This is a genomic window from Aeromonas sp. QDB14, from assembly GCF_027707845.1.
Taxonomy (GTDB): Bacteria; Pseudomonadota; Gammaproteobacteria; order Enterobacterales; family Aeromonadaceae; genus Aeromonas; species Aeromonas caviae.
This window is the reverse complement of sequence record NZ_JAPCJD010000023.1, coordinates 15788-31326: the sequence shown is the minus strand read 5'-3', so window position 1 is coordinate 31326 and position 15539 is coordinate 15788. Positions and strand designations below refer to the sequence as shown.

The window sequence follows — 15539 nt, the reverse complement described above, 5'->3', positions numbered from 1 at the left end:
GCCCCTCAACAACAGGCAAGCTGGAAGGAGACGTCGCCTATCTGCTGTTCCGTCGTCGGCAGGAAGCGCAGGGCGAAGCGGTTCTTGTGGCCGCTCAGGGTCGGATAGCAGGGCTGGGTGCCCGCCAGACGGATGCGGATCAGTTCAGCCCCTTCGGCGGTATCCTGGAAGAAGCCGTTGGTGGCCACCTGGTCGCTGAAGTTGCCCGACTCGCGCCACAGGCGCAGCAACAGGGAGATGGCGTTCATCAGCAGGGTGATGTCACTCAGCCATTGCTGCATCTGCTGGTGGCGGGTGACGGCCGGGGTCGCCAGCCAGTGGTGCAGTTGCGGCACATCGAAGGCGCACAGACCACCCGGAATGGAGAAGCGCTGACGAATGGAGCCGAGCAGGCGATCCTCTTTCAGACGGGCGCCGGGGCGCGGGGAGTTCAGCAGGTTGCGGGAGAGCTGGGTGCTCTCCTGCTGCATCCGCTGGATCTGCTCGAGATCGACGTCAGGCAGACTGGCCCAGTGGCTCAGGCGTTGGCCGAGGCGCTCCAGATCCTTGATGAGATCGGCACGCAGGTCACCACGCTCCAGCAACTCCTGCAAATCGAACAACCCCTTGAAGAAGGCGATATGTGCCCAGGACTGGTCACTCTCCAGATTGTCGCGGATCTGGGAAAACAGGGACTCCAGACGAAGATAGGTCCGGCTTTTTTCATTGAGGGGGAAATCGTAAATCATGCCTAATCCTGGCCAGCCATAAACCGGCCTAGTGTACTCACAGTTGGTGGGCTTGTTGAGAGGCAAATGCCAGATATGTCTGGTGCAGGGCGAAAATTCGCTCCTCTATGGTCTCACTCGTACCACTCTGGTTGTCCAGGACGTCGTCGGCCATCGCCAGGCGCTCGCTGCGGCTCGCCTGGGACGCCAGTATCGCCTGGGCCTGTTCCCGACTGACGCCATCGCGGCGGCAGGTACGCTCGATTTGCGTCGCTTCGTCCACATCGATCACCAGTACCCGATCGGCGAGGGAAGTGAGTCTGTTTTCCACCAGCAAGGGGACGACCAGCAGGCAGTAGGGGGAGCGGGTTGCCGCACACTGGCGCAGCATCTCGCTACGGATGAGGGGATGGAGCAGGGCATTGAGCCACTCCTTGGCCTGTGAGTCGGTGAAGATCCGCTCTCGCAGCCGGCGGCGATCGAGCTGGCCATCGGGGGCAACGACATCCGGGCCAAAATGGGCTGCGATGGCAGCCAGAGCAGGGGTGCCGGGCTCCACCACCTCACGGGCGATGATGTCCGCATCCACCACCTCGATGCCCAGCTCGGCAAAGCGGTTGGCAACCGTGGTCTTGCCGCTGCCGATTCCCCCAGTGATTGCGACTACATACATGGGTCAGAGATCCTTTTGCTAGAGCACGACATCAAGATACCAGCGGGTGATGCTATCGCCCCACAGCAGCGTTATCCAGCCCGCGATGGCGAGATAGGGGCCAAAGGGAATGGGTTTGCCCTGGTGGTGGTTGCGCAGCAGGATGAGACCGATGCCGATGATGGCGCCCGCCAGCGAAGAGAGCAGCAGCACGATGGGCAATGCTTGCCATCCCAGCCAGGCGCCCAGCGCCGCCAGCAGTTTGAAGTCGCCATAGCCCATCCCTTCCTTGCCGGTCAGCAGCTTGAAGGCCCAGTAGAGGCTCCAGAGCACCAGATAGCCCGCCATGGCGCCGACCACCGCATCGGCCAGGGGCACGAAACCGCCCGCCAGATTGAACAGCAGGCCACCCCAGAGCAGGGGCAGGGTGAGCTGATCCGGCAAGAGCATCTTGTCCAGGTCGATGAAGGTCAGTGCGACCAATGTCCAGGTGAGCAACAAAGCGGCAAGGGTGCCCCAGCCGGGGGCAAGCGCGGCTGCTACCGAGACCGACAGCAGGGCGGTGAGCAGCTCGACCAGGGGATAGCGAGCCGAAATGGGGGCGTGGCAGTTGCGGCAGCGCCCCCTGAGCCATAGCCAGCTCAGCAGGGGAATGTTCTCCAGCGCCCCTATGGGGTGGTCGCAGTGGGGGCAGCGGGAGCGAGGTACCATGAGGTTGTATCGTCCGGTTGCAGGAGGAGTCTCTTCACCGTCACCGAAATAGTCGCTGTATTCGGCATGCCAGGCCCGCTCCATCATGATGGGCAGGCGATGGATCACCACGTTCAGGAAGCTGCCCACCATCAGGGAGAAAAGGAAAATCAAGGAGAGATAGAGCCAGGGCAAGCCCTGGGCCAGTTCGATCAAAGGCACCATAGATCAATCGCTTGTGTCGGGAACGGGGATGACAGATGGCCGGGGGAAATGCACCGCCCGGCCCTCTGTCGAGGGGGTCAGTGTATCACAGAGCCCAGCTTGAAGATGGGGAGGTACATGGCCACGACCATGCCGCCGACCAGCACCCCGAGCACCACCATGATGATGGGTTCGAGCAGGCTGGTGAGGCCGTCGACCATGTCGTCCACCTCCTGTTCGAAAATGGCGGCGACCTTGGAGAGCATGTCGTCGATGGCGCCGGATTCCTCACCGATCATCACCATCTGGGTCACCATGTCGGGGAAAAGATCCACGGTGCGCATGGCGACGTTGATCTGCATGCCGGCCACCACCTCGTTGCGAATGGCCATGGTCGCAGTGCGATAGACATAGTTGCCCGATGCTCCAGCCGCCGAGACCAGGGCATCCACCAGCGGAATACCGGCGGAGAAGGTGGTGGAGAGGGTGCGGGCAAAACGGGCCATGGCCGCCTTGTGCAGTATGTTGCCCACCACGGGAATGGTGAGGATGAACTTGTCCGTGTTGTCCCTGACCTTCTGGGATTTTCGCCAGGCCCGCACATAGAGGAAGACGGCGAGAGCCGCGCCGCCAAAGATGGCGTACCACCACTCCTGCATGAAGCGGGAGATGGCGATGACGAACCGGGTGAAGGCGGGTAGCTCGGCACCGAAGCTCTTGAAGATATCCTCGAACTGGGGAATGACGAAGAGCAGCAGGATGGAGGTGACGACGATGGCCACCAGAATGACCATGGACGGATAGAACATGGCCTTCTTGATCTTGGATTTGAGGGCTTCGTTCTTCTCGCGGTAGATGGCGATACGGTCGTAGATGGTCTCCAGGGCACCGGATTGCTCCCCGGCCTCCACCAGGTCGCAATAGAGGTCGTCGAAGTGGCGGGGATGGCGGCGCAACGCCTCCGAGAGCGGGGTGCCCGTTTCCACATCGGCGGCGATCTGGCCGATGAGCTCGCGCACAGCCGCTTTCTCGTGGCCGCGAGCAATGATCTGAAGACTCTGCACCAGAGGCACGCCGGCGGAGAGCATGGTGGTGATCTGGCGGGAGATGACGGCGATGTCCATCGGCTTGATCTTGGCGCCGCCCTTGGAGAAGAGCCCCTGGCTCTGCTTGCTGACCCTGGTGACGTTGACGCCCTGCTTGCGCAGCTCGGCCTTGACGGTGGTGATGCTGTCGGCTTGCAGCTCGCCGGAGACCTTCTGTCCCTTGCGGTTGACGCCGTGCCAGCGGTAGGAGAAGACTTTTTTCGGTGCGTTGCGTTTTTGAGCTAATGTGGCCATCACTGCATCCTGCAATTGGGCGACGGTGGCCGGATGCTGCTGCCTGTCCGGCTCATCTTGGCTTGAAGAAGGTCATCGGGGTGATGGCAGCGGCTTCACCCGGCGAGATGACTCGGGCACTGCGAACTCAGTTGGTGGTGATCCTGTTGATTTCGGCCAGGCTGGTGACGCCAAGACGCGCTTTCTCGAGGCCGGATGTACGCAGGGTGCGCATCCCTTCCTTCTGGGCTATCGCGGCAATCTGCAGCGAGTTGGCTCCCTGCATGATGAGTTTGGCGATGTTGTCGGACATCAGCATGATCTCATAGATGCCGACCCGGCCTCTGTAGCCTCCCGAGCACTCCTTGCATCCCACGGGCTTGAACAGCCGCAACCCGGCGGCCAGTTGCTGCTGGGTGAAGCCCAGCTCCAGCAACTCGGCTTCCGGCACCACTTCTGGCGCCTTGCAGTGATCGCAGAGTTTGCGGGCAAGGCGCTGGGCCATGATGAGGGTGACCGAAGAGGCGATGTTGAAGGCCGGCACCCCCATGTTCATCATCCGGGTGAGCGTTTCTGCCGCCGAGTTGGTGTGCAGGGTGGAGAGCACCAGATGACCGGTCTGGGCGGCCTTGATAGCGATCTCGGCGGTTTCCAAATCCCGTATCTCCCCCACCATGACGATGTCGGGATCCTGGCGCAGGAAGGAGCGCAGGGCGCTGGCGAAGGTGAGCCCCGCCTTGGGATTGATCTGCACCTGGTTGACGCCGGGCAGGTTTATCTCGACCGGATCTTCGGCGGTGGAGATATTGACCTCGCTGGTGTTGAGGATGTTGAGGCCGGTATAGAGTGAGACCGTCTTGCCTGACCCCGTCGGGCCGGTCACCAGGATCATGCCCTGAGGTTTGGAGAGGGCGTGCAGGTATTGCGTCTTCTGCCGGTCGTCAAAGCCGAGTTGATCGATATTGAGCCGGGCGGCCGAGGAGTCCAGCAACCGGATCACGATCTTTTCGCCCCACATGGTGGGCAGGGTGTTGACCCGCATGTCCATGGATCTGTTGCGTGAGATCTTGAGTTTGATCCGGCCATCCTGTGGCAGGCGCCGTTCGGCAATATCGAGCCGCGCCATCACCTTGAGGCGAGCCGCGAAGCGGTTGGCCAGGTTGACCGGCGGCGTGGCGACTTCGTGCAGTATGCCGTCTACCCGAAAGCGGATCCGGTACTTGGTCTCGTAGGGTTCGAAATGCAGGTCGGAGGCCCCGCGCTTGATGGCATCCATCATGATCTTGTGGATGTATTTGACGATGGGGGCGTCATCGTCCGCGGTGTTGACGCTCTCGTCGAGGCGGGAACTCTCGTCGGAGACCTCGAGTTCGGAGATCTCGGCCTCGTCGATATGATCCATGCCCAGGGTATCCTGCTCGCTCTCCATCAGCTTGCCGATGGCGGCGGTCAGCTTGCTCTCTTCGACCAGCAGGGCTTCCGTGTGCAGGCCAAAACTGAAGCCAAAATCCTCCAGAGCCGACACATTGGTCGGATCGGACATGGCGATATAGAGGGTATGCCCCTGGGTGTAGATGGGCAGGACATGGTGCTTTTCAATCAGCTTTTGATTGAGGTATTTCTGCGGGATCTCGGCGAGATCGAAGGCCGCCAGATCCAGCAGAGGTACCCCATACTCCAGCTCGCAGAAATCCGCCAGCGCCTTGCTGTCGAGGATATCGTTCTCGATCAGGAAGGTGACAAAGGGCTTGCGCTGCGCCCTGGCCTGGCTCAGATAACGCTGTGAGTCCGGCTCACTGAGGAGGGAGGAAGCGGCCAGGCTGGTGGCCAGGCCGCTATTGAGTGAGGAGGTCATTAATTACAAAGAGTGGTTGGACTGCAGGTAGCGGTCCAGGTAACTGCACCACCAGAAGTAGCTGCTACAAGTTGGTATGCTCCTGATGGGTTTGTCATGCTACTTTGAATCGTCAGGCTTGTTGCACTGCTTGAAGCCCCAGTGATTGTTAGAGCAACCCCAGTTGGCGCAGCAGCACTGGCAAGCAGAGCAGGGCAGCCAAATGCCCCTGTTGTCTGGAAGCAAACTTCCGCCTCAGTCTTGATTCCACCAGCTGATGAGATTGCCTGTGTGAAGCGAGCCTTATTGGTATAGTTCTGATACGCTGGCAACGCGATGGCGGCCAGAATGGCGACGATCGCAACCACTATCATCAATTCGATTAGCGTAAACCCTGACTGTCTTTTCATGTCAAATATCCTTTTGTCCATGGTTCCTGAAAAGTGCTGGTGGAAATCTATCCACACTCCAGCATCTTATCCGAGCGCTTCGGGTTGGCAACAGAGGCAGGGCCCTTGTTAACCACTTTTGTGTCATTTAGTGAAAATGATAGCAAAATCAAGGATTAAATGGTCTCTAATGACGCTTCTCAAGATTGGGGAGGGCCCATCTTCACACTCCTTATGTCGTGGGATCCTGCATATAGAAAAGGCGCCGATGGCGCCTTTTGCAAGTTTCGAGCCCTGTAATATTTTTGGGCACGAGCAACGGATGGGGCTTGCTCAAGCCGCGACAAAGCGCATGGAGAGATCCAGTGCCCGCACATGCTTGGTCAGCGCTCCCACCGAGATGAAGTCGATCCCGGTCGCGGCGTATCCGGCAAGGGTATCGAGGGTGACGTTGCCGGAGACTTCCAGCTTGGCTCTGCCCTGATTGAGGCGAACGGCTTCCTGCATCATGGGGATGTCGAAGTTGTCCAGCATCACGATGTCGGCCAGTGCGGCCAGGGCCTGCTCCAGCTCGGCCAGGGATTCGACCTCGACTTCCACCGGTTTGTCCGGATTGAGACGGCGCGCTTCGCTGATTGCTTCAGCGATGCCGCCGCAGGCGAGAATGTGGTTCTCCTTGATGAGGTAGGCATCAAACAGACCGATGCGGTGGTTTTTGCCGCCGCCGCAGGTGACCGCATACTTCTGGGCGCTGCGCAGGCCGGGCAGGGTCTTGCGGGTATCGAGCAGGCGGCAGTCAGTGCCTTCCAGCTCGGCTACATAACGGGCGGTCAGGGTGGCGACCCCGGAAAGGGTCTGCACGAAGTTCAGCGCATTGCGCTCGCCGGTCAGCAGCACGCGGGCGGGGCCATGGAGGCGGAACAGCTCCTGATTGGGGGCAAGGCGTTCACCATCTTGCACTTTCCACTCGACCTTCACTTCGCCACCGAGCTGGGCAAACACCTCGTCGACCCAGGGCTGGCCGCAGAAGACGCCCGCCTCGCGGGTGATGACTCGCGCGGTCGAGATGCGATCGGCCGGGATCAGCTGGGCCGTGATGTCGGCGCTGGCATCCGGTTGATCCAGCGCGGTGAGGGCATCGCCCAAGTCTTCGAGAAGTGCGGCGCGCACGGCGCGGCGGATGTCCTGTTGTAACATGCCTTATTCCTGCAAGGGTCTGAGAAGCAATTGCCTGTCTTTCTGGCGCAATTCCAGCCTGCCCAGGGCATTCATGCCCACCAGGATCTCCTCCCCGTCGGCAGCCGGATTGATAAAGACGGACAAATCGTACAGGGTCAGCGGACCCATCGCCAGACTTTCGATCCGGCCAGTTTCGACCTGGATCTCTCCGGCTGCCGTGTTGACCCGGCTGCGGCCCGTGGCGACGAGGCCGAGCCGGGCGGCCACCTGGCTCGGTATGGTCACCCGGGTTGCTCCTGTGTCCAGCAGCAGTTGCACCGGCTGGTCGTTGATGGCACCCTCCAGACGATAATGGCCGCTGGCATCGGCCCTGAGCAGCAGATCGCCGCTGGCGGTCACCGACGGTTGTTCACGACCATGGAAGTAGAGGGTCAGCAGACCCAGCAGCGAGAGCCAGGCGAGCAGCCAGAGACGGCGTGCCATCGGGTGCATAGTGTGTCCCATATCGCGCGAGTGAATGGCTCAGCCTAACATAGCGTTATCCATGAATTCAGAGACTTGTTCCCAGTTTTCCCATCCCGCCAGAGGCACATCGCTTCCATTTGTGAGTCGAGCAGACGATGACACAACCCACAACCCTGTTTTCCATCGATCGTGAAGGATGGTGCGAGCAGGCCCGCAAGGTGCCTTCCCCCCATCACAATGAGAGGCTCAGCCCGGAGGATGTCTCCTTGCTGGTGATACACGGCATCAGCCTGCCCCCCGGGCAGTTTGGTGGCCCTTTTATCGACGATCTGTTTCTGGGGCGCCTCGATCCCGGTGCTCACCCCTATTTCGCCGGTATTCACCAACTGAGGGTCTCGGCCCACTGCCTGATCCGCCGCGATGGGGAACTGGTACAGTACGTGCCTTTTGGCGCCAGGGCATGGCATGCGGGAGTCTCGATCTGGGAGGGGAGGGAGGCATGCAACGATTTTTCCATCGGGATCGAACTGGAAGGGACCGACGAGCTTCCCTACAGCGACAAGCAATACGAGGTGCTGTCGGACCTCAGCCGGGCGATTGTTCACCGTTATCCCGCCATCACGGCGGACCGTATTGTCGGCCACTGCGACATCGCGCCGGGCCGCAAGACGGATCCGGGTGACAGTTTCGAATGGCCTCGCTATCGGGAAAAGCTTCACTTTGAGTGAAAAATCTAAAATTTATTTTGTGTTTTTAGAATCAATGGCTTGCCTTGTCTGGCAAGCCATTTTTCATGCTGTTGAACAAATGTTATCGGTGAGCAAGCTCACAAATATTGGTCAGACCATTTTCTATGAGCTATATCATGATTCCGCGTTTTTACCCCCAAAGTGGCAGCCTAGCTTCTTGATTCAGATCATCTTTTGGGTGGACTTTTTTCAAGCCCTCTGCTAATTTTCGCCCCAACCATAAAATTGGTAATACCAATTTAACAAAGTAGCCTCATGCCCTATATCAAGATAACTCAGCCCAAGCTGGCCGACGCCATTGTCGCCGAGCTGGAAAGCATGATTCTGGAAGGCAGCCTGCAGCCGGGCCAGAAGTTGCCGCCCGAGCGGGAACTCGCCATCCAGTTTCAGGTGTCGCGCCCTTCCTTGCGCGAAGCCATCCAGCGCCTGGAAGCGAGAGGACTCTTGTATCGTCGTCAGGGCGGTGGCACTTACGTACAAAATGCCCTGAGCAAGGGGATCGCCGACCCCCTGTTCGAACTGCTCAGCACTCACCCGGAAGCCCAGTACGACCTGCTGGAGTTTCGTCACGCGCTGGAAGGCATCTGTGCCTACTATGCGGCGCTGCGGGGCACCGAGGCTGATTTCGAACGGATTCGCCTGGCGCAAGCCGCCATCGAAGAAGCCGGTCAGCAAGGGTCGCTGGTGGTCGAATCGGCCGCCGTGACCCAGTTCTATCTGGCCGTGGCCGAGGCCTCCCACAACGTGGTGCTGCTGCACCTGTTGCGGGCCATGGGCCCCATGCTCGAGCAGAACATTTTACGCAATAACGAAATTTTGAATCGCCGTCCGGGAGTGGTCGCCAAGATCCGTCGCCATCGTGCGAGCCTGATCGAGGCTATCCTGTCGGGGGCTCCGGAGCGGGCCAGGGCTGCTTGTCATGAGCACCTGGCCTTTATCGAGGACACCTTGTTGGATATGCAGAGGGAAGACAGCCGGATCCAGCGATCCATGCGTCGGATCCGTCAGCAGGAAAACTAATCCCACAAGGCTTTCTTAATTGTCGAATGCTTGCGCCCTTCGCCGTGCAATGCCGTGCAATCACAACAACATAGGAACCAGCCATGTCTGATATCCTGAAGAACGATGTGGACCCGATAGAAACGCTGGAGTGGCTTGCCTCTCTGGAATCCCTGCTGCGTGAAGAGGGTCCGCAACGCGCTCAGTTCATCCTTGAACAGTTGGCCGAGAAAGCCCGCGCAAGCGGTGTGGACGTGGCTGCCAAGGCAAACCGCGACTACATCAACACCATCCCGTCCAGCGACGAGCCGGCTTACCCGGGCGACCTGGAAATGGAACGCCGCATTCGCGCCATCATCCGCTGGAACGCCATGATGATCGTGCTGCGCGCCTCCAAGAAAGACCTGGACCTGGGTGGTCACATGTCTTCCTTCGCTTCTTCCGCGACCATCTACGAAGTCTGCTACAACCACTTCTTCCGTGCCCGCAACGAGAAGGACGGTGGCGATCTGGTCTACTTCCAGGGTCACATCTCCCCGGGCATCTACGCCCGTGCATTCGCCGAAGGTCGCCTGACCGAAGAGCAGCTGGACAACTTCCGTCAGGAAGTGGATGGCAAGGGTATCCCTTCCTACCCGCACCCGAAACTGATGCCGGAATTCTGGCAGTTCCCGACCGTTTCCATGGGTCTGGGCCCCATCGCCGCCATCTATCAGGCGCGTTTCCTGAAGTACCTGACCGACCGTGGCATCAAGGATTGCTCCGAGCAGACCGTTTACGCCTTCCTGGGTGACGGCGAGATGGACGAGCCGGAAGCCAAGGGTGCCCTGACTGTTGCCGTGCGTGAAAAGCTCGACAACCTGGTGTTCGTGGTCAACTGCAACCTGCAGCGTCTGGATGGTCCGGTTGTCGGCAACGGCAAGGTCATCAACGAGCTGGAAGGTCTGTTCGCCGGCGCTGGCTGGGACGTGACCAAGGTCATCTGGGGTCGCAAGTGGGATGAGCTGCTGAAGAAAGACACTTCCGGCAAGCTGATCCAGCTGATGAACGAGACCGTGGACGGTGACTACCAGACCATGAAGTCCCGTGACGGTGCCTACGTGCGCGAGCACTTCTTCAACCGTTACCCGGAAACCGCCGCGCTGGTCAAAGACATGACCGACGAGGAGATCTTCGCCCTGAACCGCGGTGGTCACGACCCCCGCAAACTGTTCGCCGCCTTCTCCAAAGCAGCACAGACCAAGGGCAAGCCGACCGTGATCCTGGCCAAGACCATCAAGGGCTATGGCATGGGCGAAGCGGCCGAAGGCAAGAACATCGCTCACCAGGTCAAGAAGATGGATCTGGGCTCCGTGCGCCACCTGCGCGATCGTTTCAACCTGCCGGTCACCGACGAGCAGCTGGAAAACCTGCCGTACCTGAAGATCGAAGAGGGTACCGAAGAGCACAAGTACCTGCACGCCCGCCGTGCCGCACTGAAGGGCTATGTACCGACCCGTCTGCGCGAGAGCACCACCAAGCTGGAAATCCCGGCGCTGGATGCCTTCGGTCCGCTGCTGGGTGAACAGGCGCGCGAAATCTCCACCACCATGGCGTTCGTGCGTTCCCTGAACGTGATGCTGAAAGACAAGTCCATCGGCAAGCGCATCGTCCCGATCCTGGCTGACGAAGCCCGTACCTTCGGTATGGAAGGCCTGTTCCGCCAGATCGGTATCTACAGCCCGCACGGTCAGCAGTACACCCCGCAAGACCGCGACATCGTCTCCTACTACAAGGAAGACAAGCAGGGTCAGGTTCTGCAAGACGGTATCAACGAGCTGGGCGCCATGTCCTCCTGGCTGGCTGCTGCCACCTCTTACAGCACCAACGACTGCCCGATGATCCCGTTCTACATCTACTACTCCATGTTCGGCTTCCAGCGGATCGGCGACATGGCGTGGGCAGCCGGTGACCAGCAAGCCCGTGGCTTCCTGCTGGGCGCGACCTCCGGTCGTACCACTCTTAACGGAGAGGGCTTGCAGCACGAAGATGGCCACAGCCACATCCTGGCCAACACCATCCCGAACTGCATCTCCTACGACCCGTCCTACGCCTATGAAGTGGCGGTGATCGTACAGGACGGCCTGCGCCGCATGTACGGTGAGAACCCGGAAAACGTGTTCTACTACATCACCACCCTGAACGAGAACTATGCCATGCCGGCTATGCCGGAAGGCGCCGAGGAAGGCATCCGCAAGGGTATCTACAAGCTGGAAACCGTGGCCGGCACCAAGGCCAAGGTACAGCTGCTGGGTTGTGGTTCCATCCTGGGTCACGTGCGCACTGCCGCCCAGATCCTGGCCAGCGAGTACGGCGTGGGTTCCGACGTGTTCAGCGTCACCTCCTTCAACGAACTGGCTCGTGACGGTCAGGACGCGGATCGCTGGAACATGCTGCACCCGACCGCCGAAGCGCGTGTGCCCTACATCGCTCAGGTGCTGGGTTCCGAAGCCACCATCGCCGCGACCGACTACATGAAGTCCTTCGCCGATCAGGTGCGTGCCTTCGTTCCGACCGAGAACTACCGTGTACTGGGTACCGACGGTTACGGCCGCTCCGACAGCCGTGCCAACCTGCGTCGTCACTTCGAAGTGAACGAGTTCTACGTAGTGGTTGCAGCCCTGACCGAACTGGCCAAGCGCGGCGAGGTAGACAAGCAGGTTGTGGCCGAGGCCATCGCCAAGTACGGCATCGATGCCGACAAGGTCAACCCGCTGTACGCGTAAGAGGATTGAGTGTCGCGCCGGGTATCCGGCGCGACCTTGCCTGGGTTTAAACGGATAACGCGGGATGCGCGTGGTGATGCTCAGGCTGCCACGCGGATGCACGCAAGAGGATAAAGCGCAATGTCCAAACAGATTATGGTGCCGGATATCGGTGCTGATGAAGTTGAAGTCACCGAGATCATGGTGGCCGTGGGTGACAAGGTCGAACTGGACCAGTCCCTGATCGCCGTGGAAGGTGACAAGGCCTCCATGGAAGTCCCGGCACCCGCCGCCGGTATCGTCAAAGAGATCCTGATCAAGGTGGGCGACAAGGTTGCCACCGGTTCCCAGATCATGGTCTTCGAAGCCGAGGGTGCTGCCGCACCGGCTCCGGTCCAGGCTGCTGCCCCGGTTGCTGCCGCGCCGGCCGCCGCTCCTGCCGCTGCCGCTCGCAAAGACGTGCACGTGCCGGACATCGGTGACGACGAAGTGGACGTGACCGAGATCATGGTTGCCGTGGGCGACATGGTTGAAGCCGACCAGTCCATCATCGCCGTGGAAGGTGACAAGGCCTCCATGGAAGTGCCTGCACCGTTCGCCGGTCGCGTGGTCGAGATCAAGGTTGCCGCCGGCGCCAAGGTTTCTACCGGCTCCCTGGTGATGGTCTTTGAAGTGGCGGGCGCTGCCCCGGCCGCTGTTGCCGCGCCGGCTCCTGCTGCTGCCCCCGTGGCTGCCGCTGCTCCGGTTGCCGCCGGTGCCAAGGACGTCAACGTGCCGGACATCGGCGGTGACGAAGTGGAAGTGACCGAAATCATGGTCGCCGTGGGTGACAAGGTTGAAGCCGACCAGTCCCTGATCACCGTGGAAGGCGACAAGGCCTCCATGGAAGTGCCTGCGCCGTTCGCCGGTGTGGTCAAGGAGATCAAGGTGAAGGCGGGTGACAAGGTCTCCACCGGTTCCCTGATCATGGTATTCGAAGTGGCGGGTGCCGCTCCGGCTGCCGTGGCTGCTCCGGCTCCTGCCGCAGCGCCCGTTGCTGCCGCCGCTCCTGCGCCGGTTGTCCAGGCTGCTGCCGCCTCCGATTTCGTCGCCAACGACGCCTATGTCCACGCCTCCCCGGCTGTACGCCGTCTGGCGCGCGAGTTCGGTGTCAACCTGGCCAAGGTGAAAGCCTCCGGTCGCAAGGGTCGCATCGTCAAAGAAGACGTGCAGGCTTACGTGAAGGATGCGGTCAAGCGCGCCGAGTCCGCTCCGGCTGCCAGCACCGGCACTGGCAACGGCATGAGCGTCGTGGCCTGGCCGAAGGTTGATTTCAGCAAGTTCGGCCCGGTCGAAGAGCTGGAACTGACCCGTATCCAGAAGATCTCCGGTCCTGCCCTGCACCGCAACTGGGCCATGATCCCCCATGTCACCCAGTTCGACGAAGCCGATACCACGGATCTGGAAGCGTTCCGCAAAGAGCAGAACATCCTGGCCGAGAAGCAGAAGCTGGACGTGAAGATCACCCCGCTGGTGTTCATCCTGAAGGCGGCCGCCAAGGCCCTGGAAGCCCATCCGCGCTTCTGCAGCGCCCTGTCCGAAGACGGCAGCAAGCTGATCATGAAGAAGTACATCCACATCGGTGTGGCGGTGGATACCCCCAACGGTCTGGTGGTTCCGGTGGTTCGCGACGTCAACAAGAAGGGCATCCACGAGTTGTCCCGCGATCTGGCCGAGATCTCCAAGAAGGCCCGTGCCGGCAAGCTGACCGCTGCCGACATGCAGGGCGGTTGCTTCACCATCTCCAGCCTGGGTGGCATCGGTGGTACCAGCTTTACCCCGATCGTCAACGCGCCGGAAGTGGCCATCCTGGGCGTCTCCAAGTCCGAGATGAAGCCGAAGTGGAACGGTAAAGAGTTCGTGCCGCGCCTGATGCTGCCGCTGGCTCTGAGCTACGACCACCGCGTCATCGATGGCGCCGACGGTGCCCGCTTCATCACCACCCTGAGTGGTGTGTTGTCCGACATTCGTCGACTGGTCCTGTAAGTGAGAGGGCGGGCCCAGAGCCCGCCCTTTTTGCTTCTCATTTCGTTAACAGGATTGTAAACTTGCCCCGTTTTTTTCACGGCTGCAGCGGCCTTGTTTGGCATAAGACTGTGCTGTCCGGGGATATAAGAACGACAAAGAGGTCATGATGAGTAAAGAAATCAAAACCCAGGTCGTAGTACTGGGTGCTGGCCCTGCCGGTTATTCCGCTGCCTTCCGTGCGGCTGACTTGGGTCTGGATACCATTATCGTCGAGCGTTACTCCACCCTGGGTGGCGTCTGTCTGAACGTGGGTTGCATCCCGTCCAAGGCACTGCTGCACGTCGCCAAAGTCATTGAAGAAGCCAAGGCGCTGGCCGAGCACGGCATCGTCTTCGGTGCCCCGCAGACCGACATCGACAAGGTGCGTCTGTGGAAAGAGAAGGTCATCAACCAGCTGACCGGCGGTCTGGCTGGCATGGCCAAGATGCGTAAAGTCCAGGTTGTTAACGGTTTCGGCAAGTTCACCGGTCCGAACACCCTGGAAGTGGAAGGTGCCGACGGCAAGACCACCGTCACCTTCGACAACGCCATCATCGCCGCCGGTTCCCGTCCGGTGAAGCTGCCGTTCATCCCCCATGACGACCCCCGCGTATGGGACTCTACCGATGCGCTGGAGCTGACGACCGTTCCTGGCAAGCTGCTGGTCATCGGTGGCGGCATCATCGGTCTGGAGATGGGTACCGTGTACTCCTCCCTGGGTTCCGAGATCGACGTGGTGGAGTTTGCCGACCAGCTGGTACCGGCTGCCGACAAAGACATCGTCAAGATCTACACCAAGCGCGTTGCCAAGAAATTCAACATCATGCTGGAGACCAAGGTCACCGCCGTTGAAGCCCGTGAAGACGGCCTGTACGTCTCCTACGAAGGCAAGCACGCCCCGGCCGAGCCGGTTCGCTACGACAACGTGCTGGTTGCCGTAGGCCGTGTGCCGAACGGCAAGATGCTGGATGCCGAGAAGGCCGGTGTTGCCGTCAACGAGCGCGGTTTCATCGAAGTCGACAAGCAGCTGCGTACCAACGTGACCCACATCCACGCCATCGGCGACATCGTCGGTCAGCCCATGCTGGCCCACAAGGGTGTACACGAAGGCCACGTGGCGGCCGAAGTCATCGCCGGCAAGAAGCACTACTTCGACCCGAAAGTGATCCCGTCCATCGCCTATACCGAGCCGGAGATGGCCTGGGTGGGTCTGACCGAGAAGGAAGCCAAGCAACAGGGTCTGAACTTCGAAGTCGCCACCTTCCCGTGGGCTGCTTCCGGTCGCGCCATCGCGTCCGACTGCTCCGACGGCATGACCAAGCTGATCTTCGACAAGGAGAGCGGCCGCGTCATCGGTGGTGCCATCGTGGGTACCAACGGCGGTGAACTGCTGGGTGAAATCGGTCTGGCCATCGAGATGGGTGCCGACGCTGAAGACATCGCGCTGACCATCCATGCTCACCCGACTCTGCACGAGTCCGTGGGTCTGGCTGCCGAAGTGTTCGAAGGCTCCATCACCGACCTGCCGAACGCCAAGGCCAAGAAGAAAAAATAATCTTCTG

The 15539-nt window shown here is 60.4% G+C and carries 13 protein-coding genes; 5 read left to right on the top strand and 8 right to left on the bottom strand.

Annotated elements, in window-relative coordinates; all coding sequences use genetic code 11:
- Window positions 1–5 precede the first annotated feature (5 nt).
- From zapD to PG887_RS09815, 8 genes are all read right to left on the bottom strand, one after another.
- Window positions 6–728, bottom strand: a complete 723-nt coding sequence (gene zapD, locus PG887_RS09850) for a cell division protein ZapD (protein ID WP_010675825.1) — start codon at window positions 726–728, stop codon at window positions 6–8.
- Window positions 729–765: 37 nt separating this feature from the next.
- On the bottom strand, window positions 766–1380 hold the full coding sequence (coaE, locus tag PG887_RS09845; RefSeq protein WP_219596222.1) for a dephospho-CoA kinase: 615 nt from the start codon (window positions 1378–1380) through the stop codon (window positions 766–768).
- 18 nt (window positions 1381–1398) lie between these two features.
- On the bottom strand, window positions 1399–2274 hold the full coding sequence (locus tag PG887_RS09840) for a prepilin peptidase (protein ID WP_119197036.1): 876 nt from the start codon (window positions 2272–2274) through the stop codon (window positions 1399–1401).
- Window positions 2275–2351: 77 nt separating this feature from the next.
- Complete coding sequence (locus PG887_RS09835; RefSeq protein WP_010675822.1) at window positions 2352–3593, bottom strand: type II secretion system F family protein; 1242 nt, start codon at window positions 3591–3593, stop codon at window positions 2352–2354.
- Between the two features lie 127 nt (window positions 3594–3720).
- Window positions 3721–5427 (bottom strand): PilB family type IVa pilus assembly ATPase TapB, encoded by a 1707-nt coding sequence (tapB, locus tag PG887_RS09830; protein ID WP_041211787.1) that lies wholly within the window; start codon window positions 5425–5427, stop codon window positions 3721–3723.
- Window positions 5427–5816 carry a pilin gene (locus PG887_RS09825; protein ID WP_080989820.1) on the bottom strand — a complete coding sequence of 130 codons (390 nt, stop codon included), beginning with the start codon at window positions 5814–5816 and terminating at the stop codon, window positions 5427–5429. The genes tapB and PG887_RS09825 overlap by 1 nt, the downstream gene beginning before the upstream one ends.
- A 312-nt stretch (window positions 5817–6128) precedes the next feature.
- Entirely contained in the window at window positions 6129–6992 is an 864-nt protein-coding gene (gene nadC, locus PG887_RS09820) for a carboxylating nicotinate-nucleotide diphosphorylase (RefSeq protein WP_069785553.1), read from the bottom strand.
- A gap of 3 nt (window positions 6993–6995) precedes the next feature.
- Window positions 6996–7466, bottom strand: coding sequence for a retropepsin-like aspartic protease family protein (locus PG887_RS09815; RefSeq protein ID WP_042015101.1), 471 nt, complete (start codon window positions 7464–7466; stop codon window positions 6996–6998).
- A 128-nt stretch (window positions 7467–7594) separates the two neighbouring features.
- Between PG887_RS09815 and ampD the strand changes: the two genes are divergently transcribed.
- From ampD to lpdA, 5 genes are all read left to right on the top strand, one after another.
- Window positions 7595–8167, top strand: coding sequence for a 1,6-anhydro-N-acetylmuramyl-L-alanine amidase AmpD (gene ampD, locus PG887_RS09810; RefSeq protein ID WP_053288099.1), 573 nt, complete (start codon window positions 7595–7597; stop codon window positions 8165–8167).
- Window positions 8168–8443: 276 nt separating this feature from the next.
- A complete protein-coding gene (gene pdhR, locus PG887_RS09805; RefSeq protein WP_010675815.1) occupies window positions 8444–9208 on the top strand; it encodes a pyruvate dehydrogenase complex transcriptional repressor PdhR in 765 nt (254 codons plus the stop codon).
- Between the two features lie 83 nt (window positions 9209–9291).
- Complete coding sequence (gene aceE / locus PG887_RS09800) at window positions 9292–11952, top strand: pyruvate dehydrogenase (acetyl-transferring), homodimeric type (RefSeq protein ID WP_039040509.1); 2661 nt, start codon at window positions 9292–9294, stop codon at window positions 11950–11952.
- Window positions 11953–12072: 120 nt separating this feature from the next.
- Complete coding sequence (gene aceF / locus PG887_RS09795) at window positions 12073–13956, top strand: pyruvate dehydrogenase complex dihydrolipoyllysine-residue acetyltransferase (protein ID WP_270821583.1); 1884 nt, start codon at window positions 12073–12075, stop codon at window positions 13954–13956.
- Between the two features lie 148 nt (window positions 13957–14104).
- Window positions 14105–15532 carry a dihydrolipoyl dehydrogenase gene (gene lpdA / locus PG887_RS09790; protein WP_103259477.1) on the top strand — a complete coding sequence of 476 codons (1428 nt, stop codon included), beginning with the start codon at window positions 14105–14107 and terminating at the stop codon, window positions 15530–15532.
- Window positions 15533–15539 lie beyond the last annotated feature (7 nt).